This window comes from Pseudomonas sp. Tav-5-1A, assembly GCF_055755055.1.
Genome location: NZ_CM146901.1, coordinates 2,791,571 through 2,817,948, shown reverse-complemented (window position 1 = coordinate 2,817,948; position 26,378 = coordinate 2,791,571). Strand labels below are relative to the sequence as shown.

Below are 26,378 nucleotides of genomic sequence, written 5' to 3'. Positions count from 1 at the left end.
GCTGAACAAAAGTTTAACTTTCCCGCAGGAGTGTTCCCATGGCTCACAGCGTCAGCGCACAGGCTGCCACCACAGCGCCCACCGGACGGCGTCGTGCCGTGATCCACAAAGCGTTGATCGCGGCCGCCGCCGTGGCCGTGGCCGCCGCGTTGCTGGGCACGTTCAGCTACCTGCACCGCTCGCCCACCGACCTGGGCAGCGGCCACAACGCCGTCAGCCAGGGTTTGCTCAGCCACTGGCAGGCCGGTGACGTGATCATGATGGTGCGCCATGCCGAGCGCTGCGACCGCTCCAGCAATACCTGCCTGGGCCCCGCCGACGGCATCACCCAGCTGGGCAGTGAGACCTCCACCACAGTGGGCCAGGCCCTGAAAACCCTGGGCATGGGCCACGCCGACGTGCTCACCAGCCCCACCACCCGCACCGCCCAGACGGCCCAATACATGTTCGGCCAGGGCATTGCCGCCCCCGAATGGCTGGCCAACTGCGACACCTCGCTGCTGCAGAACGCCATCGCCCACAAGGTGCCGGAGCGCAACCTGGTGACCGTCACCCACAGCGGTTGCATCGGCCATGTCGAGAAACAACTGGGCTACCCCCATGCGGCGGGCGCCGAATACAACAGCGCCCTGGTGCTGACCCTGGACGAGCACGGCAAGGCCGTGATCCTCGGTGTGATCAACGCGGACGCTTGGCCCAAGACCCTGGTGCAACTGCAATTAAGTGCCAAGCAGAATAATTTGTAATCCAAAGTTTCATCACCTTTGCGGGGGCACTGCTTACTCTATAGTTGCAGCCCCTTAATACTGGTGTAACAAGCTTGTGCCTTGCAGGCACGCGTTGCCCTTTCCCGGACCGTTGAAGATGGATATATCAATAACCCGCACCCCGGCGGAACTGTCCCGTGCCGCCACGGCGCGCCACGCACTGTTTATCGTGCTGGCCGCCTTCGTGCTGGCGTATGTCATGCCCCTGCCCTTCCACGGCCTGTGGATTCCCGACGAAACCCGCTACGCCCAGGTCAGCCAGGAAATGCTCATGACCGGCCACTGGGCCTCGCCGCACTTCATGGGCCTGCGCTATTTCGAAAAACCCGCGGGTGGCTACTGGCTGATCGCCGTGGGCCAGGCAATATTCGGCCAGAACCTGTTCGGCGTGCGCATCGCCTCGGCGCTGGCGCTGGGCCTGAGCGGCCTGCTGGCCTGGCTGATCGCCGGGCGCCTGTGGCAGTCGCCGGCCAAGCGCCTGGCCTGCGCGCTGATCTACATGAGCTTCGGCCTGGTGGCCGGCCAGGCCGGCTACGCCAACCTCGACCCGCTGTTCACCTTGTGGGTGAACCTTAGCCTGGTGACCCTGTGGTACGCGCTGGATGGCACCGGCGGGCGTCAGCGCCTGCTGGCCTGGGCCCTGCTGGGCGCGGCCTGCGCCATGGGCCTGATGACCAAGGGCTTTTTGGCCCTGCTGTTGCCGGTGCTGATCGCCCTGCCCTACATGGCCTGGCAACGTCGCCTGCCGGAGCTGATCCGCTTCGGCTGGCTGGCCGTGGCGGTGTGCACCGTGCTGACCCTGCCCTGGGCGCTGACCATCCACCAGCAGGAGCCCGACTTCTGGCGGTTCTTCTTCTGGCACGAGCACGTGCGCCGCTTTGCCGGTGACGACGCCCAGCACGCCCGGCCGTTCTGGTTCTACCTGCCGATCCTGGCGGCCGCTGCGCTGCCCTGGACCCTGTGGCTGCCCAAGGCGCTGGCCCAGGGCTGGCAGCAGCGGCGCACGGCGCCGGTGATGTTCCTGCTGCTGTGGTTCGCCCTGCCGCTGGTGTTCTTCAGCCTCAGCCGCGGCAAGCTGCCCACCTACATCATGCCGTGCCTGCTGCCCCTGGCCCTGCTGATTGGCCACGCGCTGGTGGACCAGGTGCAACAAGGCGCCGTGCGTTGGGCACGGGCCAACGCTCTGTTCAACCTGGTGCTGGCCGGCAGCGCCCTGCTGGTGCTGGCCGGCCTGCAAATCAAGCGCCCGCTGTACGTGGACGAACCCCTGCACCTGCTGCTGATCAGCCTGGCGCTGGGCGTGTTCGTGGTGGCCAACGCCATGGCCGTGGCCAAGCCACTGCGCCATTACCTGGCCCCGGCCCTGGCCATGCTGGTGTTCGTGGCCGTGCTGCCGGCAGCGGTGCCCAACAGCATCACCGACGGCGAAATGCCCGACACCTTCGCCGCCCAGCACCTGGACGAGCTGCGCCAGGCCGACACCCTGGTCAGCAACGAACTGGGCGCCGCCGCCGGCATGGCCTGGCACACCGGCCGTCCCCACGTGGTCCTGTACGACGTGATCGGCGAGGCCCAGTACGGCCTGGGCTACCCCGACGCCGAAGGCCGTGCGCAGAACGTCGAGACCATCAACCCGTGGCTGGCCCGCCAGCGCCAGAGCGGCTCGGTGGCCATGTTGCTGCGGGTGCGCACCCAGAGCGAGAAGCGCGAGCTGGCAATCCTGCCCAAGGACGCCACCCGCTACGACCGCGGCGAGCTGACCCTGCTGCTCTACCCCAAACTGGCCGCGACGCCTTGAGCCATTGATTCCCCACGGGGGGCGTGCCCATGAACCACCTTGTTTCACGGCGCCGCCGCCCCTGGCGAAGGCTTGGCACCTGGCTGTTGGTGGCGGTGCTGGGCAGCGTCGCCTGCGCCCTGGGCGGCGCCGGCTGGGTGTTCTACTACCCGATGAAACCCTACACGCCCGTCACCGGCCTGGACCCTGCGCACCTGTCCATCATCGCCCTGGGCGACCAGGGCAGCGGCAGCCTGCGCCAGTGGGCCGTGGGCCGCGCCATGGAAACCGTGGCCGAGCGCGACGGCCGCCTGGACCTGGTAGCCCTGCTGGGCGACAACTTCTACGGTGAAGTGCTCACCGGCGTCGATGACGTCAACTGGCAGACCAAGTTCGAGAAGGTCTACCACGGCCGCTGGCTCAGCCACGTGCCCTTCTATGCGGTGCTGGGCAACCATGACTACCTGGGGTCGCAACAGGTGGAACTGGACTACGCCCGCCTGCATTCGGGCTCCGGGCGCTGGCAGATGCCCGCCAGCACCTACACCCGTGACTTCGGCCAGGTGGACGGCCGCCCGCTGCTGCGGGTGGTGTTCCTCGACAGCGCCGGCAGCGCCGACGACCTGGAGGGCCAGGTGCAGGCCATGGAGCAGGCGTTCGAACAACCCGGCCCCGCGCCGGTGTGGCGCATGGTCACCGCCCACCACCCGCTGCGCGACGTGGTCAGCCAGCAGCAGGACCAGCAACTGGCCGCCGCGCTACTGCCGACCCTGCTGCGCCAGCACGTGGACCTGTACCTGTCCGGCCACGACCACAGCCACCAGCTGGTCCTGCGCCCCGGCGAGCCGGCCTGGGTGATCTCCGGCGGTGGCGGCCAGCGCCTGTCAGCGCCGCTGCACGTGGACACTGCCCATGACTTCGCCGCCTCCGAAGCCGGCTTCGTCAAGCTGGACCTCGACGCCCGCCACCTGGACCTGGTGTTCTACGACGACCAGGCCACCGCCACCGCCCGCTTCGCCTGGCAACGCGACTGCCCGTGGCTGGCCGACGGCTGCCTGCGCCGCCAGGACACCGGCACGGCGCTGGCTAGAAATACACCGTCGCCTTGACCGTGTCGCTGTAGCTGTCGGGCACCGGCACCGTCTGCACCGGCACCCGACCGTACACGGTCAGGCTCTGGGCGGCGCCACTGCCGGTGCCGGTGGCCATGCTGGTGCTGGCAGTGCCGTCGCCCCAGGGCGTGGCGCGGGCGCTGTCCAGGTACAGCTGATAACTGACCTTTGCCCCGCTGCTGGCCCCCACCATCTGCCGCGCGCTGACGCTGCCCGCAGTGGTGCCGCCGTCCAGGGCCACCTCGTAGGCGTCGCCGTTGGTGCATTGCACGCTGATGCTGGCCGTGGACGTGACCGCAGTGCTGAGCAAGGTGTTGCTGCCGAAGGCCAGGGGCGTGGTGGTGATGTTGCAGTTGTTGATCACCGTGGCGTTGACCACGAACGGGAAGCGCACGGTCTGCGCGGTCATGCTCGCGCAGGTGGGGGTGATCAGCTCGTAGAACTGGTAGTCCAAACGCGTGTAGGTGCCGGAAAAAGTCTCGGTGTAGACGGTACTGCTGTTGCTCACGGTGGGCACCGTGGTCTGCCCCGCCGGGACCTTGCCATAGATTGCCACCGTGCTTGACGCCGTGGTGGACGTCAGCAGCGACAGCGCGCTGCTCAGGGTGATGGACAAGGGCGTGGTGGCGCTGGTGCCACTGACGTCGCCCCAGATGGTCGAGTACGCCGAGTCGGTGTACAGGTTGTAGCTCAGCAGGTTGCTACCGTTGGCCAGGCTACGCGGCGCGGCGCTGCTGGAGCCGTCGCCGGTGCCCAGGTTGGCGCACACCAGCACGTTGCGAAACAGCGCGGCGGCGTCCCAGGTGCAGGTCACGGTGATCGACCCGGATGCGGTGGTGGCGGTGTTGGCGATCGGGCTGATGCTGCCGAACGCCACCGCCGAACTGCTGGCGGTGCAGCTGCTGGCCTGGGCCTGGACGCTCAGGCCCAGGCCGGCGAACAGCAGAATCAAGCTCAATAACAACGACTTCATGGGCTGCCCTCGGGAATAGGCAGGCAACGCAGCGGCCCCAGGGTGGGCAGCGTGTTGCCGGCCGGTGGTGTGAACGGGAAGGTCACCTGGCAGTGCACGCCGTCGCCTTCCACGCGCAGGTGGTTGAGCGCCACCAGGCCGTCGATGAAGGTCAGGCCGTCGTAGCCCAGCACCGTGCTGGCGCCGCTTTCCAGGTGGGTGACGCGCAGGCCCGGCGGCAGCAGCGCGCCCTTGTCGTCCTGCAGAATCAGCGACGCCGCCTGGTAGGGTTTCAGGCCGAAGTGCACCACCACCCCCGAGCGCGACTGCGGTACCACCGCCTGGTCGCTGCTGGCTACCTGCACGTTGGCCGGCAGGCCGAGGCTGTCGATGGCCACCTGGTTGCTGCGGTAGGCGTCAAGGTCGGGCACCAGGAAATGGCCGCTGCTGTCGGTGGTGCCGATCTCGCGGTTCTCGTGCATCACCGGCACGCCGGCCACGCCGTCGGTGGACACCAGGGCAAATCCGTCACCAATGCGCCGCGCGGTCTCCACGGTGCCGTCCATCCACACCAGGGCGCCGGTGGCGTCCAGCGCCCACAGGGTGTCGCCGGCCACCTGCTGGGCGCTGGCGGTGACCTGGGCGTTGTTGCCCAGGTACTGCACCTGGGCCAGCTGGTAAGTGCTGCCGGCGCTGCCACCGCTGCCGCTGGTCTGCGCGCCCCAGCCCCAACCGCCGCCGTAGTCCGGGGCCTGGGCGGCGCTGACGGCGTAGCCGGCCTGGTTGTTCTGCAGGCTGACGCTGCTGCTGACCGAGGTACGCTCGCCCAGGGCGTAGCTGAGGCTGACGAAGGCACCGCGCGAGGCCGAATCCTCAACGTCCTGGTACAGGTTGAGGGTCACCGACAGGCGATGTGACAGGCTCATGGAGTGGCCGACGCTGACGATGTGCGAGGCGCCACTGCCCGGCACCTTGTAGCCCAGGTAGCTGAGCGACAGGCTCTGGTTGCTGGCCACTGGGAACGACAGGGTCAGGCGGTCGCTGACGCTGGGCACCGGCGTGCCGTCGCGGGCCGCCAGGTCGCCGTAATTGCCGGCGGTGCGCAGGGTCTGGGCGTTGATGCTGAAGCGCGGGGTGATGTACTGGTAGCCCAGCCCCCACTGCACCCCGGCCATGCCGGCGCTGGCGGCCAGCGAGCCGTTGATCACGCCCAGCTGGCCGAGCCGATACAGCGCGCCGCCGCCGGCGTTGTACACCCCGGGGGTGACCTCGCCGTGGCCTTCCACCGTGAGGTTGTCGCTCAGGCCATAGCGCACCGAGGCGCTGCTGGCGGTGCGCGGCGAATAGTCGAACGAGTCGACGCTGTAGTTGTGGCGCAAATAGCCCAGCTCCAGCGAATAGCCGGACAGCCCCGCCGCCATCAGCCGGGTGTCCACGTACAGTGGCACCGAGGTGGTCACCGAGCGGCCCAGGGCGTCGCGGCTGACCACCGTGGCCTCGCCCGCGCCGGTGATCCCCGGCACCAACTGGTCGATGATGTACGGCCCGCTGCTTACCGAGCCGCTGTACTGCTGGATGCCGTTGACGTACAGGCTGACCGCCGAAGGCACCACGGCCGAGCCGCTGTAGGCCGGCAGCGGGAAGGTCACCAGGTCCGGGCGCAGGGCGAAGTCGCTCTTGTACTGCGCGCCGCCCAGGCGCACCGAGCGGGTCCAGTCCAGCGAGCCGCTGATGGTGTCGCCCAGCTGCCAGGTGCTCAGGGTGTCGGGGTTGGAGTGGCTCCAGGCGGTGTCGTAGCGCACGTAATGCTGCTGGGTGCTGGTCTGGTAGGAATAGGCGGTGCCGGTGTTGCTGTACACGCCATGGGGGTCGAAATAGCGCTCCTCGCTCCACAACGCCAGGCGGTTGCCGGTGTCATCGCGCGAGGCGTAGGCGTCGTAGTTCAGCACCAGGCCGCGGCCCACCGGGCTGGGCGTGACCCGGCCGTCGGCGCCGCGGTTGAGGTGACGGGCCTTGCGCAGGCTGTCGCCCACGCGCAGGTCCACGCGCTGCTGGCTGGTGTCGTAGCGCCAGGTCACGCCGGGCAGGTCGTCGAGGCGCACCTGCTGGTTGGCGCTGACACCCAGGGCGCGCAGGTCCAGGCCCAGGTCGTCCAGGGACTGGCCGTCCGTGCTCAGGTGCCCGCCTGCTTCGCGAAAATGCGCCACGGTCTGGGTCGGCTGCCCATTGAGGTCGACCTCCAGGTACAGGTCGGCGGCCGCCACCCCGCGGCCGATCAGGCACAGCAACAGCGCGGTACCCAGGCGACGACAGCGGGCGCGGACTTCATCTCGGCTCACTCAAGCGCGTCCGCCTCAGCCCTCGCCCGTCACCTTGAAGGTGCTGGGGTGGCCGTCCAGGTTGACCTTGATCAGCAGCGGGCCGGCCAGCCGCGCGCCGCTGTCATGGGGCAACGGCCATTGCCGTGCGTGGCCGGCCAGGGCATAGCCGAGCAGGCCCTTGCTCACCTGCAGGGTCTTGCCGGCGGCGTCCTGCAGGGTCAGCGCGCCGACCTGGGTGTGGCGCTGGCCGCGGTTGTCCAGGCGCAGCAGCCACTGGCCGTCCTGGCGCAGCACCTGCCAGGCCAGTTGCGGCGCGCCGCTGCTGGCCGGGGCGACGAACACCGGCACCGAATAGCGCATGCGGATGGCCACGCCCACGGGCTTGTCGCTGCCCGGCGGCGGAATTTCGTCGATCAGCAGGCGGTAGCTCTGCTCCACCCCGGGGTTGCCCGGCTGCACCCGCACCAGGCGGATCAACTGCTCGCCGCGCCCCGCCAGTTGGATGATCGGCGGGCTGGCCACCACCTCGGGGCTGGCGCTGAGCACGTCGCCGTTGGCGTCCTGGTCCCAGCGGAACACCCGCACCTGGCCGTACACCGGGGCGTCACCGGGGTTGTGCAGCGACAACCCGGCGGCGTTCTGGCCGGGCACGAAATCAATTTTTACCGGCGCCACCTGCAGCGTCGCCCCCTGGGCCTGGGTGATCAGGCACGCGGCCAACAGCGGGCCGCACAGCATCCTGTGCAAGCATTCCATGCTCAAGTACTCCGCCCGTCAGAAGTAGACCGTGGCCGTGACCGTCGAATTGTAGGTGTCGGGGGTGGGGGTGGTCTGGGTCGGCACCTGGCCGTACACAGTCAGGCTCTGGGCGCTGCCGGTACCGGTGCCGGCCACCGTGTCAGTGCCCTGGGTATTGCCCCAGTTGGTGCTCAGGGCCGAGTCCTGCATCAGCTTGTACGACACCGTGCTGGTGGTGTTGCCGGTGGTGATGCCGGCCATCAGCCGCGTGGTGGTGGTGGAACTGGTGACCCCGCCGGCGTTGAGGCCGATGTTGTACGGCGTGCTGTTGCTGCAGGTGACCGACAGCGTGGTGCTGCCGGTGACGGCCGTGCTGAGCAGGCCGCTGCTGCCGAAGGCCAGGGCATTGGCCGACACCGTGCAGCTGGCGGTGATGGTCAGCGACACCAGGAAGGTGGCGGTCGCCGTGCCGTTGGAATAAGTCGCCGCCTGCCCGGGCAGGACGGTCACGCTCAACAACAATCCGAGTGCAGCGGCCAATCCTTTCATGGTGCCTCCCGCGGGGGATCTGTGGGTCCTTCACGGCACGACTATGCGCCTGCGGGAGGCGTGGGAGTATTTCGACTTTGTAGCGGTGTGTAGAGGTAAATGCGCACGCCACCGAACCGCGTCGGGGCCGGACGCGGCCTGGCGGCCGCTGCTACAGGGGCGAGCCACGGGCGATGCGGTGCGCCTGGCGCAACCGTGATACCTTTTACGCATGACCGACTCCATCGACCTGCGCCAATTCCGCTACTTCGTCGCCCTCAGCGAAACCCTGCATTTCGGCCGGGCCGCGGCGCGGCTGTTCATCTCCCAGCCGCCGTTGAGCCGGCAGATTCGCCAGCTCGAGGATCACCTGGGCGTGCAACTTTTCGAGCGCACCCGCACCGGCGTGCTGCTGACCCGTGCCGGCCTGGCCTTGCTGCCCGAAGCGCGCCGGGCGCTGGCCCAGGCGCAAAAAGCCATCGCCGCCGCCAGGGCTGCCGGGGAGGCGCCCGGCCAACAGTTCGTGATCGGCTACACCACGGTGCAGGACCGCAGTGCCATTCCCGACGTGCTGGGCGCCTTGCAGCAGGACTTTCCCGCCTGCCGCCTGGTGACCCGGGGCAAGCACTCCATCAGCCTGGTGCGCGACATCCGCAACGGCACCCTGGACGCCGCGTTCATCGGCCTGCACACCGACACCCGCGGCCTGCCCCAGGAGGTACTGGTGGAGGCGCCGTTGGTGGCCGCCCTGCCCGCCAATCACCCCCTGGCCCGCAAGCGCCAGCTAAGCTTCGACGACCTCGCCGACCAGGCCATCTTCCGCTTCGAACGCCGCCTGAACCCGGGCTTTTATGACCATTGCCAGGCGTTTTTCGAGCGCATCGGCTTCAACCCCACGACCCTGCCCGAGCCCGATGACCACCATATCCTGCTGGGCATGATTGCCGAGGGCCATGGCATTGCCCTGCTGCCGGCGTCGCTGCAGCACGTCAAGCGCAGCGGCGTGGTGTTCCGGCGCCTGAAAGGCACGGATGGGCAGCTGACTGCCGGCGTGGCGGTGATTTATGCGCCAGGCAACCCCTCGCCGGTGCTGCAGGCGATGCTGCAACGGCTGCGTGACCTCACTCGTGCCCTGCCACCGGGCGCGGACGATACGGCTGTTCCAGCAGCGCCACCTCGGCGGCGCTGAGCACCAACTCGATGCCGGCCACGGCGTCCTCCAGGTGATGAGGCTTGGTGGCGCCGATGATCGGCGCCGTCACCCCGGCCCGGCTGGCCACCCAGGCCATGGCCACCTGCGCCGGCGGCACGCCGCGTTCGGCCGCCACCTGCGCCACTGCGGCAACGATCGCCGCCTCCTCGGCATGCTGGTCGTACCACAGCTGCGCCGGCTGGTCGGTGACTGCGCGGGTGGTCTGCGCCGCGCGTGACCCGGCCAACAAGCCTCGCGCCAAGGGTGACCACGGCGTGACCGCAATGCCCAGTTCGCGACACAGCGGCAGCATCTCGCGCTCTTCCTCGCGGTAGATCAGGTTGTAATGGTTCTGCATCGACACGAACTGCGCCAGGCCATGCTGGCGTTGCAGCCCCAGCATGTGCATGAACTGCCAGGCGTGCATGGACGAGGCGCCGATGTAGCGGGCCTTGCCCGAGCGCACCACGGTGTCGAGGGCGTCGATGGTTTCCTCGATCGGCGTGTGCGGGTCGAAGCGATGGATGATGTACAGGTCGACATGGTCGGTGCCCAGGCGCTTGAGCGAGGCATCGATGCTGCTGAGGATGTGCTTGCGCGACAGCCCCTGGGCATTGGGCTTGTCGCTCATGGGGTAGTTGACCTTGGTGGCGAGCACTACCTCGTCGCGGGGCGCATAGTCCAGCAGTGCCCGGCCCAGCACCTGCTCGCCAGCGCCCAGGGAATACATGTCGGCGGTGTCGAAGAAATTGATGCCGGCGTCCAGCGCCTGCTTGATGAACGGCCGGCTGGCGGCCTCGTCCAGCACCCAGTCGCGCCAGCTGGGCGAGCCGTAGGTCATGCCGCCCAGGCACAGTTTGCTGACTTGCAGGCCGGCCGAGCCCAATCGCAGGTATTTCATGGTGTCCACTCCGTCGTGGTTGAGGTGAGTGGGCACAGGCTAGGGAGCACGGCACGGGTAGGTCCAATACCGTTTCAGCAATACCTTTCTAGTATCACCAAACCCCCGTAGCAGCAGCCGCAGGCCGCGTCCACCGGCGCCGCGGTATACCCACCGAACCGCGCCGGGGCCGGACGCCGCCTGCGGCAGCTGCTACGAGTGGCCATCCTGGGAAAACCTGCCCAGCCAGTCAAAACATTACAAATATTCATGAAACAAAATAAACGTCATACAACAAACGAATAATATCAATATACCAAAATAGAATTTCCGTTGCGTTTGTTATGAAAATACTATCAACCCAAGACGACACACACGCCGTCCCACACCATCGAATTCAGGAATGGAACCTGTACCCATACCACGGGCCAGTGCCAGCTTTAATGGACATCGCCCGCTATGCTGCCTTCGTATTTTCCCAAGCCCGCCCGCACCTTCCCGCTCTCGACCCTGACGGTGTCGGTGCTGCTGGCCGCCGCGCCTCTGGCCCGTGCCGCCAGCACTGACCCGCAACTGCAGACCGTCACGGTCACCGCCGCGCCGGAGGCTGCCCGCGCGCAGCAGCGCACGGTGGTGGACAGCTCGGCGCCCATCGACATCATCAGCAACGACGCCCTGGTAAAGACCGGCCGCGCGGAACTGTCCGAGGCCATCGCCAAGCTGTTGCCCTCGTTCACCTTCGGCACCAACATCGCCGGTTTCAACTCCACCACGCGCCCGCTAAGCAACCGCGGCATGGGCCCGGAGTACACCCTGGTGCTGGTCAACGGCAAGCGCCGTCACCTGGGGGCGGCCATCCAGAACGGCTCCACCGACAACAGCGGCGCCAACGTCGTCGACATCGACATGATCCCCATCAGCGCCATCGACCACATCGAGGTGTTGAAGGACGCCGCTGCGGCGCGCTATGGCGCTGACGCGGTGGCCGGGGTGGTGAACATCATCCTCAAGGACCAGGACGCGGGCGGGCATATCGAAACCAGCTATGGCGAGCTGTTCTCCGGCCAGGGCGCGACCAAGAAGATCGCCGCCGACGAGGGCTTCAAGCTCGGTGACGGCGGCTTTCTGCACCTGTCCGCCGACGCCCGCAAGCGCGACTACGCGCAGTGGGACGGCAAGGCCGACAGCAGCGTCATTGCCTACAACGACCCGGCCAAGCAGGCAGCGTGGGACCGGGTGGCGATCAAGAACGGCGACCCTGAGCTCAAGGCCTTCAATGTCGGCTACAACGCCGAGCTGCCAGTGAACAACGCGACCCTGTACTCGTTCGGCACCTACGGCGAACGCAAGGCGGTGATCCAGAACTACTACCGCTTCCCCAACGGCACCGCCTCGGTGCCGGAGATTTTCCCCGACGGCTACTACCCGGTGAACAACCTGCGCGACATCGACTACCAGTTCGTGTTCGGCGGCAAGGGCGACGTCGGCGGCTGGAACTACGACCTGAGCACCAGCTACGGCCGCGACACCCTCAAGTACTCCAGCGAACTGAACCTCAACCCGTCGCTGGGCACCGACTCGCCCACCAGCTTCGGCAACCTGGCCACCTTCCGCTCGGACCAGTGGGTGAACAACCTCGACCTCAGCCGCCGCTTCGACAACCCCTTCAACCTGGGCGTGCCGGTGACCGTGTCCACCGGCATCGAGCACAAGTGGGAGCGCTTCAGCACCTTCGCAGGCTCGGCCGATTCCTACGAGACCGGCACCTACAACGCTGCCAGCGGCGCCCAGGCCTCGGTGATCATTCGCCCGCAGGATGAGGTGGACCTGATCCGCAACACCTACGCCAGCTACCTGGACCTGGGCTTCGACCTGACCAGCCGCTGGTACGCCGACATCGCCGCGCGGGTGGAGCATTACGACGACTACTCGGGCAACAAGCTGGGGCTGAAATTCAACAGCCGCTACACGCTCACCGACACCGTGGCCGTGCGCGGCACCATAGGCACCGGCGTGCGCGCGCCGTCGCTGACCCAAGAGGGCTACACCACCACCGACAGCCGCGTGAACACTGACGTCAACGGCAACGTGGTGCCCGCCACCACCCGCCTCACCCCCGCCGGCAGCAGCCTGGCCAAGGCGTTGGGCGGCAGCGACCTGAAACCGGAGAAATCGCAGAACGTGGGCCTGGGTATCACCTGGCAGCCGGCGCCGCGCACCAGCGTCACTGCCGACGCCTACGTGGTCGACATCCAGAACCGCATCGCCCTGACCAGCGCCATCTACGACCACGGCGACGGCGTGGTCAACAGCATCCTCGCCTCCCAGGGCGTCACCAGCGGCACCTGGGTGGACTACTACACCAACGCCTTCGACACCCGCACCCGCGGCCTCGACGTGGTGGCCGACCACACCACGCCGTTCGGCCAGTACGGCGACGTGCGCTGGAGCGCAGCGTTCAACTACAACAAGACCACCATCATGGACGCCAAGGACACCCCGGCGTCCCTGGCCGCGGCCGGCGTGACCCTGGTGGGCCGCAACCGCGAGGGCGACCTCACCGAGGCGCTGCCCAAGACCAAATGGATACTGGGCGCCAACTGGAAGGTGGGCAACTGGAACACCAACCTCAGCACCACCCGCTACGGCTCGGTGTCGACCCTGGCAGTGAATGAAAGCGGCGACCGCAGCTTCGGCGCCAAGTGGATCACCGACCTGGACGTGAGCTACACCTTCTTCGACCACCTGACCCTGAGCCTGGGTGGCAGCAACATTTTCGACGTGCGCCCCGACAAGAACGCCGTGTACAGCAGCCTGGGCCTGGCGCCCTACGGCAACCCGCCGTTCTACCCCGGTGGCGGCTCCTGGTACACCAAGCTCGCCTACGACTTCTGACCCCACTGCGGCTGCACCGCCCCCCGGCGCTGCGGCCCTTTCCTGCTGACGAGGCACCGCCCATGAAGCTGCAACGAACCCTGGCCAGCGCGGCCATCCTCCTGGCCCTGGGCCTGGCCGGCTGCGGCCCGTCGCACCCCGACGCCCAGGCCGCCAGCACCCTGAAAATCGCCTTCTTCGGCGACAACACGCAACTGGTCAGCCTCGACCCCTTCCAGGTCTACTGGCTGGAACACCGGGTGGTGCTGCGCAACGTGGTGGAGTCGCTGACTGACCAGGACCCCAGCACCGGCGCCATCATCCCCTGGCTGGCCGACAGCTGGGACATCAGCCCTGACGCCCGCGAATACACCTTCCACCTGCGCAAGGGCGTGACCTTCAGCAACGGCGAGGCCTTCGACGCCCGGGCGGTGAAAACTGCCTTCGACAGCGACAAGGCCTTCGCCGCCGAGCTGCCCAGCGTGTTCGGCGCCACCTACCTGACCGGCTACGACCACGCCGACATCATCGACCCGCAGACCATCAAGCTGGTGCTGAGCACGCCCAACGCAGGTTTCCTGCAGGCCACCTCCACCACCAACCTGGCCATCCTGGCGCCCGAGTCGTACCGCAAGAGCGCCAAGGAGCGCTCGCTGGGCGCGATCATCGGCACCGGGCCGTTCGTGCTGCAGCACTACACCCCCGAGACCGGCCTGCGCCTGGAGCGCCGCAAGGGCTATGCCTGGGCCTCGGCCAACGTGCAGAACAAGGGCGAGTCGCACCTGGCGGCCATCGACGTCAGCTACATTCCCGAGGAAAGCGTGCGCAACGGCCAGTTCGTGCAGGGCAAGGTCGACATCCTGTGGCCGCGCAACCCATTCTCCGACGTTGACCTGAAGCTGTTCGAAAGCAAGCAGGCAACCATCCAGAGCCGCTCGCTGCCGGGCCCGGCGTGGAACCTGTACCCCAACACCCGCGGCGGGCGCATCCTCGCCGACGCCGACGTGCGCCTGGCCGTGCAGAAGGCCATCGACCGCAAGAGCTACGCCAGCACCGTCTACAGCCCGCAGTTCCCGGTGGTGGACGGCGTGTACGACGTGACCACGCCCTACTTCCGCAGCCAGGGCGACAAGCTGGCCTACGACCCGCAAGGCGCCGCGCAACTGCTGGACAAAGCCGGCTGGACGCTGGGCGCCGACGGCTACCGCACCAAGGATGGCAAGCGCCTGAGCCTGGTTTACAACATCCCGGCCAAGGAAACCGCCGGCGACGTGCTGATCCAGGACCAGCTGCGCAAGGCCGGCATCGAGCTGAAACTGAAAGTGCAGACCACCGCCGAGTGGTTCAACACCAACGCCTCGGGCAACTACGACCTGACGTTCTCGTACATGACCCGCGCCGACCCGATCGTGCTGCAGACCATCCTCGACCCGCGCAGCGCCAACGCCTCCACCCTGGCCACCAACGTCTACCCGCCGGCGGTGCTGCCCCAGGCCCAGCGCCTGTTCGACCAGGGCCTGACCGCCACCGCCAGCGACCAGCGTGCCCAGGCCTACGGCCAGCTGCAGGACCTGCTGATTGACCAGGGCTCGGCCATTCCAGTGTTCGAACGGGTGTGGCAAGCCGCCACCGCGCCACGGGTGCACAACTTCCGCTGGAGCGCCGAAGGCTTCGCCTTCCTCAATGACATCGAGGTGACCCCATGAGCACGAACCGCTACCTCGCCGGGCGCATCGGCCAGGCGCTGCTGGTGCTGTGGGGCGCCTACACCATCACCTACTTCATCCTCTATTTGCTGCCCGGCGACCCGCTGTCGATCATGCTCAGCGCCTCGGGCATGGAAGTGGACTCGCTGTCGCCGGCACAACTGGCCAAGGCCCGTGCCTATTACGGCCTGGACCAGAGCCTGGTGGAGCGCTACCTGCACCTGCTGTGGGGCGTGCTGCACGGCGACCTGGGCCAGTCGCTGACCCTGAACCGACCGGTGACCGCAGTGTTGGCCGAGCGCCTGCCGCAGACCCTGGCGCTGGCCGGCAGCGCCATCGCCCTGTCGCTGCTGGGCGGCATCGGCCTGGCCTACCTGACCGCCTACGTGCGCTGGCAACCGCTGAAGACCGCCCTGGCGCGGCTGCCGGCGCTGGGCTTCTCGGTGCCGGTGTTCTGGATGGGCCTGCTGCTGATCCAGGTGTTCGCCTTCAGCCTGGGCTGGTTCCCTTCCACCGGCAGCGACGGCGTGCAAAGCCTGGTGCTGCCAGCCGTGACCCTGGCCATCCCCAGCGCCGCGGTGTACGCCCAGGTGCTGCAGCGCGGCTTCCTCGAGGTGTGGCGCGAGCCGTACATCCTCACCGCCTGGGCCAAGGGCCTGAGCCGTGGCCAGGTGCAGGCCCGCCACGGCCTGCGCAACGCCGCGCTGCCGCTGCTGACGCTGATCGGCCTGCAGGTGGGCAACACCGTCAGCGGTGCGGTGCTGGTGGAAACCATCTTCGCCCGCAACGGCGTCGGCCGGCTGGTGCAGGACGCCGTGCTGCGCCAGGACATCCCCGTGGTGCTGGCGGTGGTGACCGTGTCCGCCGCCGCCTTCGTGGTGGTGAACCTGCTGGTGGACCTGCTGTACCCGATTCTCGACCCGCGTATCAGCCATTCGCCCAAGGTGACCTGACCCATGACCACCCTCGAACGTGCCCTCGCCCCCGCCCTCACCGCTGCCGACCACTGGCAGCCGCGCGGCCGCCTGCGCCGCAGCCTCGACGTGGCGCTGCCGCTGCTGCGCCGCCCCGGCTTTGTGCTGGCCGCGCTGCTGGTGCTTTTCACCCTGCTGGCCGCCGCCGCGCCCTGGCTGTTCAGCAACCTCGACCCGTACGCCACGGCGCCGGCGGCCAAGCTGCTGCCGCCGGGCGCCGGCCACTGGCTGGGCACCGACGAACTGGGCCGCGACCTGTATACCCGGCTTCTTTACGGCTCGCGCCTGTCGGTGCTGGCGGCGCTGCTGGCGGTGGGCCTGGCGCTGGTGTGCGGGCTGGGCCTGGGCATTGTCGCCGGCTTCATTGGCGGCCGCAGCGATGCAGTGATCATGCGCCTGATCGACGTGATGCTGGCCCTGCCCGGCCTGTTGCTGGCGCTGGCGATCGTCACCGCCATCGGCTTCGGCACCCTGCCGGTGGCCATCGCCGTGGGCGTGGGCATCATCCCCGGTTTCGCCCGCACCACCCGCGCCGAAGTGCTGCGGGTCAAGACCCTGCCCTACGTGGAAGCCGCGCGCCTGGGCGGCGCCAGCTGGACCCGCACCCTGCTGCGCCACGTGCTGCCCAACGCCTGGGGGCCCGTGGCGGTGCTCGCCACCCTGGACTTTGGCGCCGCCATCCTGGCCACCGCCGGCCTCAGTTTCCTCGGCTTCGGCGCCCAGCCACCTGCGGCGGAATGGGGCACGCTGATCGCCAACGGCCGCCAGTTCCTGATGACCGCGCCCTGGGTGTCGCTGCTGCCGGGGCTGGTGGTGGTGCTGGTGGTGTTCAGCCTCAACCATATCGCCCGCACCTTCGAGGAAAGCCAACGATGAGCGCGCTGATCGATGTACACAACCTGAGCGTCAGCTACCACAACGGCGGCCGGGTGAAAGAGGCCGTGCGCGGCGTGTCCTTCAGCCTGCAACCGGGCGAAACCCTGGCCATCGTCGGCGAGTCCGGGTCGGGCAAGACCACCCTGGCCAGCGCCCTGCTGGGCCTGCTGCCGGCCGGCGCCCGGGTGGTAGGGGGCAGCCTGCACGTGGGTGGCAACGACATCAGCCATGCCAGCGAGCGGGTCCGCCGCCAGCTGCGCGGGCGCTTTATCGGCCTGGTGCCGCAAGACCCGATGGTCAGCCTCAACCCCACCCTGAGCATCGGCAAGCAGATCGGCGAAAGCCTGATCCTGGCCCACGGCGGCCGCCGCTACCCGGCGCTGGACGCCGACGTGCTGGAGCTGCTGGGCCAGGTGGGCCTGGACAACCCTCAATTGCGCGCCCGCCAGTACCCCCATGAGCTGTCAGGCGGCATGCGCCAGCGCGTGCTGATCGCGATCGCCCTGGCCGGCAACCCGCGGGTGATCATCGCCGACGAGCCCACCAGCGCCCTGGACGTGACCGTGCAGCGGCGCATCCTCGACCACCTGGAGCAGCTGGTGCAGGCCCGCGGCATCTCGCTGATCATCATCACCCACGACCTGGGCGTGGCCGCCGACCGCGCCGACCGGGTGCTGGTGATGAAGGACGGCGCGCTGGTGGAGCAAGGCCCGGCGCGGCAGGTGCTGTCGGCGCCCAGCCAGCCCTACACCCGCGACCTGCTGGCCGCCGCCCCGGCGTTCGGCCAGGGCCAGCAGCCACTGCCGCTGCCGGCGCCCACCGCCGCGCCGCTGCTGAGCCTGCACGGCGTGGGCAAGTACTACCGGCCCGGTGGCCAGGGCCAGCCGTTCCAGGCATTGAAGGGCCTGAGCCTGGACCTGTACCCGGGGCAGACCCTGGCCATCGTCGGCGAATCGGGGTCGGGCAAAAGCACCAGCCTGCGCATCGCCCTGGGCCTGGAGCCGCCCAGCGAGGGCCGGGTGCGCTTCGCCGGCCAGGACGTGACCGACCTGACCTGGCAGCAGTTCCGGCCGCTGCGCCAGCGCATCCAGCTGGTGCAGCAGAACCCCTTCGCCTCGCTGAACCCGCGGTTCACGATCTACGAAAGCGTGGTGGAGCCGCTGCTGTCCTTCGGCGTGCGCGACAAGGCGGCGCTGCACCAGGCGGCGCGACAGTTGATGGAGCAGGTGCAATTGCCCGCAAGCTTCCTCGACCGCCTGCCGCGCGAGCTGTCCGGCGGCCAGCGCCAGCGCGTGGCGATTGCCCGGGCGCTGGCACTGAAACCCGACCTGTTGCTGCTGGACGAGCCGGTGTCGGCGCTGGACGTATCGGTGCAGGCGCAGATCCTCGACCTGCTGCGCAGCCTGCAGGCCGAGCTGGGCGTGGCCTACGTGCTGGTGTCCCACGACCTGGCGGTGGTGCAGAGCCTGGCCCATGAGGTGGTGGTGCTGCGCCAGGGACTGGTGGTGGAACAAGGGCCGGCGAGCCAGGTGCTGCACCGGCCGGCGCATGCGTATACCCGGGAGCTGCTGGAGGCGATTCCTGGTCATCGCCTTAGCGCCTAACCCGTAGCCGCTGCCGCAGGCTGCGCTGGCCGGTATGTACCCCGGAAATCTGCAGCGGGGCAACGGGCCAGCGCAGCCTGCGGCAGCGGCTACGGGTCAGCGGCGCTTGCGGGTGCCCAACTCGATCCACGTCGGCGCATGGTCGCTGGCGTGCTCCTCATTGCGCACCCAGGCATCAACCCCGGCGTTCTTCAGGTAAGGCGCCATCGCCGGGTTCAGCAGCAGGTGATCAATGCGCAACCCGCAGTTGCGTGGCCAGTGTTGGCGGAAGTAATCCCAGAACGTATACACCCGCTCCTCCGGGTACAGGTGCCGCAGCGCATCGGTCCAGCCCTGGGCCAGCAGCCGCTCGAAGCAGGCGCGGCTCTCGGGCTGCAGCAAGGCATCCTTGAGCCACGACTTGGGGTTGTAGATGTCGAAATCGGTGGGCACCACGTTGTAATCCCCGGCCAGCACCACCGGGTGCTCGCTGCCCTGCAACTGCGCGGCGTGGGCGATCAGGCGTTCGAACCACGCCAGCTTGTAGGCAAACTTCGGCCCCGGCTGCGGGTTGCCGTTGGGCAGGTACAAGCAACCCACCAGCACCCCGTGCACCGCCGCCTCCAGGTAGCGGCTCTGGCTGTCGCTGGCGTCCCCCGGCAAGCCACGGCGTGATTCCAGCGGCTCGGCATCGCGGGCGAGGATGGCCACGCCGTTCCACGACGGCTGGCCGTGGTGCAGGCAGCCGTAGCCGATGGATTCGAAGTCGGCGGCGGGGAACTGTGCATCCGTGGCTTTCAGCTCCTGCAGGCAGGCAATGTCCGGGCGCTCGCGCTCCAGCCAGTGCAGCAGGTTGGGCAGCCGCGCGCGCAGGCCGTTGATGTTGAAGGTGGCGATTTTCAGGGCTTTCATGGGGGGCTCTCCCAGGAGGTGCGTTGCGGCCGGACGCGGCCTTTGGCCGCTGCTACGGAACGGTGTCGCGTCGGGGGCAACGCTGATGTTTCGAGTCGCCTTGGCAGCAGAACGTTCACCTCGTCACCGCCGTTGAACTCTCCCCCACCCGCCCCCTCCCACCTTGTAGACACCCGCACGTTCCGGAGCCCCTGCCATGGCCGCCAGACCGCTCGAACACTACCAGCAAAAGCGCAATTTCGACGCCACCCCCGAGCCCAGCGGCAAGGCCATCCGGCGCAGCAAGGGCCATGCGCTGCAGTTCTGCATCCAGAAGCACGACGCCAGCCACCTGCACTACGACTTCCGCCTGGAACTGGACGGCACCCTGAAAAGCTGGGCCCTGCCCAAGGGCCCGTCGCTGGACCCGAAGGTGCGGCGCCTGGCGGTGCATGTGGAAGACCACCCGCTGGACTACGCCAGTTTCGAAGGGCATATCCCCGAAGGGCACTACGGCGCCGGCGACGTGATCGTGTGGGACCGTGGCGTGTGGATTCCCGAGGGCGACCCGCAGCAAAGCTATGACAAGGGCAAACTGCGCTTCCGCTTGCAAGGCGAAAAGCTGTCGGGCATCTGGAACCTGTTTCGCACCCACCTGGCCGGCAAGAAAGAGCAGTGGCTGCTGATCAAGTCGGCGGACGCCGAGGCCCGCCCGGAAGCCGAATTCGACATCGTCCAGGCCGCCCCCGACAGCGTGCTCAGCGACCGTACGCTGATTCCCAAGGCGGCCAGGAAACCAGCCAAGCCGGCAAAAAAACCCAAGGCTGCGCGGAGCCATGCGCCCAAGGCCGCCCTGCCCGCCACCCTCACCCCACAGCTGGCGACGCTGGTCGAGTCACCGCCCAGCGGCGACTGGCTGTACGAAATCAAGTTCGACGGCTACCGGGTGATGGCGCGCATCGACGGCGCCAAGGTCACCCTGTTCACCCGCAACGGCAAGGACTGGACCGCGAAGATGCCCAGCCAGGCCAAGGCCCTGGCCGCCCTGGGCCTTGAGTCCGCCTGGCTGGACGGCGAGATGGTGGTGGCCAACGCCGAAGGCGTGTCCGACTTCCAGGCCCTGCAGAACGCCTTCGACGACGGCAGCGACGAGGCCATCGTCTATTACCTGTTCGACCTGCCCTACCTCAACGGCCACGACCTGCGCCAGTGCCCGCTGCAGGAGCGCCGCGCCGCCCTGGCCGCCGTGCTGAAGCACAACGATGCGCCGCAACTGCGCTACTCCGAGGGTTTCGACCAACCGGTCGATTCCCTGCTGGCCAGCGCCTGCCAGATGGACATGGAAGGCCTGATCGGCAAGCGCGTGGACAGCCTCTACAGCGGCAAGCGCAGCAGCGACTGGATCAAGCTCAAGTGCAAGCAGCGCCAGGAGTTCGTGATCGTCGGCTACACCGACCCCAAGGGCAGCCGCAGCGGTTTCGGCGCGCTGCTGCTGGGCCTGCATGACGCCGACAGCGGCGCGCTGCGCTACGCCGGCAAGGTCGGCACCGGCTTCAACGCCGCCACCCCGGCCAGCATCCTCCAGCGCCTGAAGCCGCTGGCCACCGGCAAGCCGCAGGTCAGCAACGCCCCCACCGGCGCCCAGGCCCGCGACGTGCACTGGCTCAAGCCACAGCTGCTGGCCGAGGTCGCCTACGCGCAGATGACCCGCGACGGCGTGGTGCGCCACTCGGTGTTCCATGGCCTGCGCGACGACAAGCCGGCCAAGGCTATTGCCCAGGAGAAACCCGTGACAGCCGCCAAGGTTAAAACCCGCCCCTCCTCCAGCCGCGATACCCTGCGCCTGACCCACCCCGACCGCGTCATCGACGCCAGCAGCGGCGCCACCAAGCGCGACCTCGCCGAGTACTACGCCCAGGTGGCGCCGTGGATCGAGCCGCACCTCAAGGACCGCCCCGTGGCCCTGGTACGCGCCCCGGAAGGCCTGGCTGGCGAGCTGTTCTTCCAGAAGAACGCCGGGCACCTGGACATCCCCGGCCTGGTCAGCGATGAGGCCGCCGGGCAGTCGGTGATCATCATCAACCGCGCCGACGCGCTGCTGGGTGCGGTGCAGATGAACACCCTGGAGCTGCACACCTGGAACACCACCCGCGCCAACTACGACAAACCCGATCGTTTCATCCTCGACCTTGACCCGGACCCGGCGCTCCCGTGGAAAAGCATGCTCGAAGCCACCCAGCTGACCCTGACCCTGCTGGACGAACTGGGCCTGGCCGCCTTCCTCAAGACCAGTGGCGGCAAGGGCATGCACATTGTGGTGCCGCTGACCCGCCGTGCCAGCTGGGACGAGGTCAAGGACTTCAGCCACGCCATCGTCAAGCACCTGGCCGACCTGCTGCCCGACCGCCTCACCGCCGTGTCGGGGCCGAAGAACCGCGTGGGGCGGATCTTCATCGACTACCTGCGCAACACCCGTGGCGCCACCACCGCCTGCGCCTACTCGGTGCGCGCCCGCGAAGGCCTGCCGGTGTCGGTGCCTATCCGCCGCGACGAGCTCACCGAGCTCAAGGGTGCCAACCAGTGGACCCTGTTCAACCTGGCCGAGCGCCTGGCCGACCTTGATGACCCCTGGGCCGACTACGCCAGCACCAAACAGTCGATCACCGCGGCCTTGCGCAAGCGCCTGGGCGTGCACTGATGGCCAGGGCTACGGTGCACATCGGCATCTCCGGCTGGCGCTACACGCCGTGGCGCGGCGACTTCTACGCCGAAGGCCTGAAGCAGAAGGACGAGCTGCACTTCGCCTCCCGCGCCGTCAGCAGCATCGAGATCAACGGCACCTTCTACGCCCTGCAACGGCCCGAACGCTTCGCCCTATGGGCTGCCGAGACGCCCGAGGGTTTCCTGTTCAGCGTCAAGGGCCCGCGCTACATCACCCACACCAGACGCCTGCACGACATCGACGAGGCCCTGGCCAATTTCTTCGCGTCCGGGCCGTTGTCGCTGGGCGACCGGCTGGGGCCGATGCTGTGGCAGTTCCCGCCCAACCTGCGTTTCGACGCCGGGCTGTTCGACGCCTTCATGGCGCAGCTGCCGCGTACCGGCAAACAGTTGCTCGACCAGGCCCGCCACTGCGCCGAACGCCTGCAACGCCCGGGGTACCTGGACGGTAACCCGCAACAACGCCTGCGCCACGCCATCGAGATTCGCCACGAGAGCTTCGTCGACCCCGCCTTCGTCGCCCTGCTGCGTAAACACGACGTGGCCTTGGTGGTGGCCGACGCGGCGCGTAAATGGCCGCGGGTGCAGGACGTGACCAGCGACTTCATTTACCTGCGCCTGCACGGTGACAAGAAGCTCTACGCCAGCGGTTATTCGGACGCGGCGCTGGAGCAGTGGCGCAAGCGCATCATGGCCTGGAAGCGCGGCGCGCAGCCGGGGGATGCCGAGCTGATCGACGCGCGCGTTGCGCCGCCCAAGGCCACCGCGCGCGAGGTGTTCTGCTACTTCGACAACGACATCAAGGTGCACGCGCCCTACGACGCGCGGCGCTTGCTGGCGTTGCTGAAACTGGACAAGAACCTGCAAACCACCCCGGGCGAACTCCCCCCAGATCCGACGTAACGCCCCCCCGTTGTGGGGTCAGGAGGCTTTTTTGCTGGCGCGTTTGGGCGCCGGTTTTTTTCCGGCCAGGCTGCGCTTGAGCAGGTCGGTCAGGTCGAGGATATCCGCGCCTTTCTGCTCGCCCTGCTCGTCCACCGAGGTCACGGTGGCGATCTTGCCCTTGCTGGCCTTCTCTTCCACCAGGTCCATGATGGTCTGCTTGAAGTCGTCCTGGTACTCCTCGGGCGTCCAACTGCCACTCATGTCCTCCACCAGGCGCTTGGCCATCTGCAGTTCACGCTTGTCGATCTTCGCCTCGGTGACACTGCTGTCCAGCTCCAGCCCTTCCAGCGCACGCACCTGGCTCGGCCAGCGCAGGGTGATCATCACCAGCGCGTCCTCCAGCGGGCGGATCAGCGCCAGGTGCTGCTGGGTGTGCAGCACCACCCGCGCCAGGGCCACCTTGCCAGTGCTGTCCAGGGTCTGGCGCAGCAGTGCGTAGACCTTGCCGCCGCGCTTGTCCGGGGCCAGGTAGTACGGGGTCTCGAAGGCCTGCAGGGGGATCTCGCCGGCGGTCACGAACGAGAAGATATCGATGGTCTGGGTGGCTTCCGGGCGCGCCTTGCGGATCTCCTCCTCGCTGATCACCACGTAGCGGCCTTTCTCGTATTCCACGCCCTTGACGATGTTGTCCTTGTCGATGTCCTTGCCGGTGACCTTGTTGATGCGCTTGTAGCCCACCGGGTCCATGCTGCGCTTGTCCAGCCAGTCGAAATCGATGCGCTCGCTGGACACGGCCGTGGTCAGCGCCACGGGGATGTGCACCAGGCCGAAGCTGATGGCGCCTTTCCAGATGGCTCTAGCCATGGTTGACCTCCTGCAGGGCCCGCGGGTGGGCCTATAGAAAGACTGACTACACGGTGCACGGAAGGTTTAGTCGGGGGGGGCCAGGACGCGGCCTGCGGCCGCTGCTACAGGCCGGTGCGGTTACCAATCGCCCCAAAATGGGGAAGCGCCGCCCTGATCAGGGGCGCAGCGGTTGTGGACAGCCACCCTGTCACCATGGGTAACACGATTGTATACAATATTTTCCTGACCGTTTGGGCATGATTTCCTTGCCTGTTGTTCCCACCAAACCTCCATGTTTCCTTGCAAATCAACCCTCTGTGGCGCTACGAACAAGACCATCGAAAAAACAGTTCACACAACTGGCACAAAAATGGCTTACCGAAACCACCAACTTGTATACATAAATACAATAACGTGGAGCCCTACCGATGCAGCTGAACAGCCCTGCCGAGTCCTCCCTAGCCGATCTAGCCCCCGCACACCTGCGTGACCATGAGGTGCCGGCCCTCAGCCCGCGCCTGCACAACCGTGACCTGGCCCCCACCCGCCAGGAAGGCCGGCGCTGGGGCGGCTACAGCATCTTCTCGCTGTGGGCCAACGACGTGCACAACATCGCCAACTACTCCTTCGCCATGGGCCTGTACGCCATGGGCCTGGGCGGCTGGCAGATTCTGCTGTCGCTGCTGATCGGTGCGGCGCTGGTGTATGGCTTCATGAACCTGTCCGGCTACATGGGCCAGAAGACCGGGGTGCCGTTCCCGGTCATCAGCCGCATCAGCTTCGGCATTCATGGCGCGCAGCTGCCGGCGCTGGTGCGCGCGGTCATCGCCATCGCCTGGTTCGGCATCCAGACCTACCTGGCCTCGGTGGTGCTCAAGGTGCTGGCCACGGCCCTGGCACCGAGCCTGGCCGCCTACAACCACAACCTGCTACTGGGCCTGTCGAGCCTGGGCTGGGGCTGCTTCATCAGCATCTGGCTGGTGCAGTTGGTGATCCTCGCCTATGGCATGGAAACCGTGCGCCGCTACGAAGCGTTCGCCGGGCCGGTGATCCTGCTGACCATGACCGCGCTGGCGGCGTGGATGTACAGCCGCGTGGGCGGCCACATCAGCTGGGCCATCCGCGAGCCGCTGCAGGGCGCCGCCATGTGGCGCAGCATCTTCGCCGGGGGCGCGTTGTGGCTGGCGATCTACGGCACGCTGATCCTCAATTTCTGCGACTTCGCCCGCTCGGCGCCGTCGCGGCGCTGCATCCGCGTGGGCAACTTCTGGGGCCTGCCAGTGAACATCCTCGCCTTCGCCGTGGTGACGGTGCTGCTCTGCGGCGCGCAGTTCTCCATCGACGGCCAGACCATCGAGAACCCCACGCAGATCATCCAGGCCATCCCCCACACCGCGTTCCTGGTGCTGGGCTGCCTGGCGCTATTGATCGTCACCGTGGCGGTGAACATCATGGCCAACTTCGTCGCCCCGGCCTTCGTGCTCAGCAACCTGGCGCCACGCCTGCTGACCTTCCGCCGCGCCGGCATGATCAGCGCCGCGGTGGCGGTGCTGATCCTGCCGTGGAACCTGTACAACAGCCCGGTGGTGATCCAGTACTTCCTGGCCGGCCTGGGTGCCCTGCTGGGCCCGCTGTACGGCATCATCAGCGCCGACTACTGGCTGCTGCGCCGCGGCAAGGTCAACGTGCCGCAGCTGTACACCGAGGCCAGCGACGGCGCCTACCATTACCGCCGCGGCATCAACCCACGCGCCGTGGCCGCGGTGCTGCCGGCCGCGATCATCGCCATCGTGCTGGCGCTGGTGCCGGCGTTCGCCACCGTGTCGGCGTTCTCCTGGCTGTTCGGCGCTGCCATTGCCGCGGCCGTCTACCTGCTGATCAGCGACCGTCACCAGACGTTCGCCGACGTCAGCGGCGAGTGCATCGCCGTCGACAACGCCAGCCACTGATTCCTGCCAATGAGGTCCTCCATGCGTATCCTTGTCGTCAACGTCAACACCACTGAATCCATCACCGCCACCATCGCCGAGCAGGCGCGCAGCGTGGCCGCACCGGGCACCGAAATCGTCGGCCTGACGCCGCGCTTCGGCGCCGAGTCGGTGGAAGGCAACTTCGAAAGCTACATGGCCGCCATCGGCGTGATGGACGCGGTGATGCGCTACGACCAGCCGTTCGACGCCGTCATCCAGGCCGGCTACGGCGAGCACGGCCGCGAGGGCCTGCAGGAGCTGCTGAACGTGCCGGTGGTGGACATCACCGAAGCCGCCGCCAGCCTGGCCATGCTGCTGGGCCACGCCTACTCGGTGGTCACCACCCTGGACCGCACCGTGCCGCTGATCCAGGACCGCCTGCGCCTGGCCGGCCTGTACCAGCGCTGCGCCTCGGTGCGCGCCAGCGGCCTGGCGGTGCTGGAGCTGGAAGAAGACCCGGCCCGCGCGGTGGCCGCCATCGTCGCCCAGGCCGAACAGGCGGTGCGCGACGACAAGGCCGAGGTGATCTGCCTGGGCTGCGGCGGCATGGCCGGGCTGGATGAGTTGATTCGCGAAGCCACCGGCGTGCCGGTGGTGGACGGCGTGACCGCGGCGGTTGCGTTGGCCGAATCGCTGGTGCGGCTGGGGCTGAGCACCTCCAAGGTACGCACCTACGCCACGCCGCGCAGCAAGCGCATCGACGGCTGGCCGCTGGCGCGCAGCTGACAACGAATCCCATTGAAACACCGTGGGAGCTGGCTTGCCAGCGAGCTGTTGAGGCCCGA

At 67.9% G+C, this 26,378-nt stretch carries 20 protein-coding genes; 13 read left to right on the top strand and 7 right to left on the bottom strand.

The window, feature by feature from the left end:
* Positions 1 to 38 precede the first annotated feature (38 nt).
* From pmrG to AC0J42_RS12915, 3 genes are all read left to right on the top strand, one after another.
* Entirely contained in the window at positions 39 to 746 is a 708-nt protein-coding gene (gene pmrG / locus AC0J42_RS12925) for a lipopolysaccharide core heptose(II)-phosphate phosphatase PmrG (RefSeq protein ID WP_473006438.1), read from the top strand.
* A 118-nt stretch (positions 747 to 864) separates the two neighbouring features.
* Positions 865 to 2,565 (top strand): lipid IV(A) 4-amino-4-deoxy-L-arabinosyltransferase, encoded by a 1,701-nt coding sequence (gene arnT / locus AC0J42_RS12920; protein ID WP_473006437.1) that lies wholly within the window; start codon positions 865 to 867, stop codon positions 2,563 to 2,565.
* A 29-nt stretch (positions 2,566 to 2,594) separates the two neighbouring features.
* A complete protein-coding gene (locus AC0J42_RS12915; RefSeq protein WP_473006436.1) occupies positions 2,595 to 3,653 on the top strand; it encodes a metallophosphoesterase in 1,059 nt (352 codons plus the stop codon).
* Here the strand turns inward: AC0J42_RS12915 and AC0J42_RS12910 are convergent.
* From AC0J42_RS12910 to AC0J42_RS12895, 4 genes are read right to left on the bottom strand one after another with little or no spacing between them, the layout of a single operon-like run.
* The gene (locus tag AC0J42_RS12910; protein WP_473006435.1) at positions 3,631 to 4,629 is read right to left on the bottom strand and encodes a Csu type fimbrial protein; all 999 of its coding nucleotides are present in this window, start codon (positions 4,627 to 4,629) and stop codon (positions 3,631 to 3,633) included. The two genes, AC0J42_RS12915 and AC0J42_RS12910, sit on opposite strands and share 23 nt — an antisense overlap.
* The gene (locus AC0J42_RS12905) at positions 4,626 to 6,947 is read right to left on the bottom strand and encodes a fimbria/pilus outer membrane usher protein (protein ID WP_473006433.1); all 2,322 of its coding nucleotides are present in this window, start codon (positions 6,945 to 6,947) and stop codon (positions 4,626 to 4,628) included. The genes AC0J42_RS12910 and AC0J42_RS12905 overlap by 4 nt, the downstream gene beginning before the upstream one ends.
* Before the next feature lie 15 nt (positions 6,948 to 6,962).
* Positions 6,963 to 7,685, bottom strand: a complete 723-nt coding sequence (locus AC0J42_RS12900; RefSeq protein ID WP_473006432.1) for a fimbrial biogenesis chaperone — start codon at positions 7,683 to 7,685, stop codon at positions 6,963 to 6,965.
* Positions 7,686 to 7,703: 18 nt separating this feature from the next.
* A complete protein-coding gene (locus tag AC0J42_RS12895; protein ID WP_473006431.1) occupies positions 7,704 to 8,216 on the bottom strand; it encodes a Csu type fimbrial protein in 513 nt (170 codons plus the stop codon).
* A gap of 211 nt (positions 8,217 to 8,427) precedes the next feature.
* On the opposite strand from AC0J42_RS12895, the gene AC0J42_RS12890 reads away from it, so the two are divergent.
* Positions 8,428 to 9,384: a LysR family transcriptional regulator gene (locus tag AC0J42_RS12890; RefSeq protein ID WP_473006430.1), complete on the top strand. Its 957-nt coding sequence runs from the start codon at positions 8,428 to 8,430 to the stop codon at positions 9,382 to 9,384.
* Here the strand turns inward: AC0J42_RS12890 and AC0J42_RS12885 are convergent.
* On the bottom strand, positions 9,317 to 10,288 hold the full coding sequence (locus AC0J42_RS12885; protein WP_473006429.1) for an aldo/keto reductase: 972 nt from the start codon (positions 10,286 to 10,288) through the stop codon (positions 9,317 to 9,319). The two genes, AC0J42_RS12890 and AC0J42_RS12885, sit on opposite strands and share 68 nt — an antisense overlap.
* A gap of 438 nt (positions 10,289 to 10,726) precedes the next feature.
* On the opposite strand from AC0J42_RS12885, the gene AC0J42_RS12880 reads away from it, so the two are divergent.
* The 5 genes from AC0J42_RS12880 to AC0J42_RS12860 all read left to right on the top strand — a co-directional run bounded on the left by AC0J42_RS12880 (position 10,727) and on the right by AC0J42_RS12860 (position 18,301).
* Entirely contained in the window at positions 10,727 to 13,162 is a 2,436-nt protein-coding gene (locus AC0J42_RS12880) for a TonB-dependent receptor plug domain-containing protein (protein ID WP_473006428.1), read from the top strand.
* A 62-nt stretch (positions 13,163 to 13,224) separates the two neighbouring features.
* Positions 13,225 to 14,847 carry an ABC transporter substrate-binding protein gene (locus AC0J42_RS12875; RefSeq protein ID WP_473006427.1) on the top strand — a complete coding sequence of 541 codons (1,623 nt, stop codon included), beginning with the start codon at positions 13,225 to 13,227 and terminating at the stop codon, positions 14,845 to 14,847.
* Positions 14,844 to 15,800, top strand: coding sequence for an ABC transporter permease (locus tag AC0J42_RS12870; protein WP_473006426.1), 957 nt, complete (start codon positions 14,844 to 14,846; stop codon positions 15,798 to 15,800). The genes AC0J42_RS12875 and AC0J42_RS12870 overlap by 4 nt, the downstream gene beginning before the upstream one ends.
* Positions 15,801 to 15,803: 3 nt before the next feature.
* Positions 15,804 to 16,697, top strand: coding sequence for an ABC transporter permease (locus AC0J42_RS12865; RefSeq protein ID WP_416423930.1), 894 nt, complete (start codon positions 15,804 to 15,806; stop codon positions 16,695 to 16,697).
* Positions 16,694 to 18,301 (top strand): dipeptide ABC transporter ATP-binding protein, encoded by a 1,608-nt coding sequence (locus tag AC0J42_RS12860; protein ID WP_473006425.1) that lies wholly within the window; start codon positions 16,694 to 16,696, stop codon positions 18,299 to 18,301. Before AC0J42_RS12865 ends, AC0J42_RS12860 begins: the two co-directional genes overlap by 4 nt.
* A gap of 96 nt (positions 18,302 to 18,397) precedes the next feature.
* On the opposite strand, the gene xth is transcribed toward AC0J42_RS12860, so the two are convergent.
* Positions 18,398 to 19,192 carry an exodeoxyribonuclease III gene (xth, locus tag AC0J42_RS12855; RefSeq protein WP_473006424.1) on the bottom strand — a complete coding sequence of 265 codons (795 nt, stop codon included), beginning with the start codon at positions 19,190 to 19,192 and terminating at the stop codon, positions 18,398 to 18,400.
* A gap of 196 nt (positions 19,193 to 19,388) precedes the next feature.
* On the opposite strand from xth, the gene ligD reads away from it, so the two are divergent.
* Positions 19,389 to 21,869 carry a DNA ligase D gene (gene ligD, locus AC0J42_RS12850; RefSeq protein ID WP_473006423.1) on the top strand — a complete coding sequence of 827 codons (2,481 nt, stop codon included), beginning with the start codon at positions 19,389 to 19,391 and terminating at the stop codon, positions 21,867 to 21,869.
* Positions 21,869 to 22,795, top strand: a complete 927-nt coding sequence (locus tag AC0J42_RS12845) for a DUF72 domain-containing protein (RefSeq protein WP_473006422.1) — start codon at positions 21,869 to 21,871, stop codon at positions 22,793 to 22,795. Before ligD ends, AC0J42_RS12845 begins: the two co-directional genes overlap by 1 nt.
* Before the next feature lie 18 nt (positions 22,796 to 22,813).
* Here the strand turns inward: AC0J42_RS12845 and ku are convergent, their stop codons facing one another.
* Entirely contained in the window at positions 22,814 to 23,641 is an 828-nt protein-coding gene (ku, locus tag AC0J42_RS12840) for a non-homologous end joining protein Ku (RefSeq protein ID WP_473006421.1), read from the bottom strand.
* 410 nt (positions 23,642 to 24,051) lie between these two features.
* Here ku and AC0J42_RS12835 point away from each other — a divergent pair, with 410 nt between their 5' ends.
* Positions 24,052 to 25,572: an NCS1 family nucleobase:cation symporter-1 gene (locus tag AC0J42_RS12835; protein ID WP_473006420.1), complete on the top strand. Its 1,521-nt coding sequence runs from the start codon at positions 24,052 to 24,054 to the stop codon at positions 25,570 to 25,572.
* 21 nt (positions 25,573 to 25,593) lie between these two features.
* Complete coding sequence (locus tag AC0J42_RS12830) at positions 25,594 to 26,319, top strand: aspartate/glutamate racemase family protein (RefSeq protein ID WP_473006419.1); 726 nt, start codon at positions 25,594 to 25,596, stop codon at positions 26,317 to 26,319.
* Positions 26,320 to 26,378 lie beyond the last annotated feature (59 nt).

Bases quoted from the DNA above. Each gene is read 5' to 3' on its own strand.
- AC0J42_RS12895 (WP_473006431.1), bottom strand. From the start codon at position 8,216: ATGAAAGGATTGGCCGCTGCACTCGGATTGTTGTTGAGCGTGACCGTC.
- AC0J42_RS12915 (WP_473006436.1), top strand. From the start codon at position 2,595: ATGAACCACCTTGTTTCACGGCGCCGCCGCCCCTGGCGAAGGCTTGGC.
- xth (WP_473006424.1), bottom strand. From the start codon at position 19,192: ATGAAAGCCCTGAAAATCGCCACCTTCAACATCAACGGCCTGCGCGCG.
- AC0J42_RS12900 (WP_473006432.1), bottom strand. From the start codon at position 7,685: ATGGAATGCTTGCACAGGATGCTGTGCGGCCCGCTGTTGGCCGCGTGC.
- pmrG (WP_473006438.1), top strand. From the start codon at position 39: ATGGCTCACAGCGTCAGCGCACAGGCTGCCACCACAGCGCCCACCGGA.
- AC0J42_RS12835 (WP_473006420.1), top strand. From the start codon at position 24,052: ATGCAGCTGAACAGCCCTGCCGAGTCCTCCCTAGCCGATCTAGCCCCC.
- AC0J42_RS12865 (WP_416423930.1), top strand. From the start codon at position 15,804: ATGACCACCCTCGAACGTGCCCTCGCCCCCGCCCTCACCGCTGCCGAC.
- AC0J42_RS12910 (WP_473006435.1), bottom strand. From the start codon at position 4,629: ATGAAGTCGTTGTTATTGAGCTTGATTCTGCTGTTCGCCGGCCTGGGC.
- ligD (WP_473006423.1), top strand. From the start codon at position 19,389: ATGGCCGCCAGACCGCTCGAACACTACCAGCAAAAGCGCAATTTCGAC.
- AC0J42_RS12830 (WP_473006419.1), top strand. From the start codon at position 25,594: ATGCGTATCCTTGTCGTCAACGTCAACACCACTGAATCCATCACCGCC.
- AC0J42_RS12860 (WP_473006425.1), top strand. From the start codon at position 16,694: ATGAGCGCGCTGATCGATGTACACAACCTGAGCGTCAGCTACCACAAC.
- AC0J42_RS12845 (WP_473006422.1), top strand. From the start codon at position 21,869: ATGGCCAGGGCTACGGTGCACATCGGCATCTCCGGCTGGCGCTACACG.
- AC0J42_RS12870 (WP_473006426.1), top strand. From the start codon at position 14,844: ATGAGCACGAACCGCTACCTCGCCGGGCGCATCGGCCAGGCGCTGCTG.
- AC0J42_RS12885 (WP_473006429.1), bottom strand. From the start codon at position 10,288: ATGAAATACCTGCGATTGGGCTCGGCCGGCCTGCAAGTCAGCAAACTG.
- arnT (WP_473006437.1), top strand. From the start codon at position 865: ATGGATATATCAATAACCCGCACCCCGGCGGAACTGTCCCGTGCCGCC.
- AC0J42_RS12880 (WP_473006428.1), top strand. From the start codon at position 10,727: ATGCTGCCTTCGTATTTTCCCAAGCCCGCCCGCACCTTCCCGCTCTCG.
- ku (WP_473006421.1), bottom strand. From the start codon at position 23,641: ATGGCTAGAGCCATCTGGAAAGGCGCCATCAGCTTCGGCCTGGTGCAC.
- AC0J42_RS12890 (WP_473006430.1), top strand. From the start codon at position 8,428: ATGACCGACTCCATCGACCTGCGCCAATTCCGCTACTTCGTCGCCCTC.
- AC0J42_RS12875 (WP_473006427.1), top strand. From the start codon at position 13,225: ATGAAGCTGCAACGAACCCTGGCCAGCGCGGCCATCCTCCTGGCCCTG.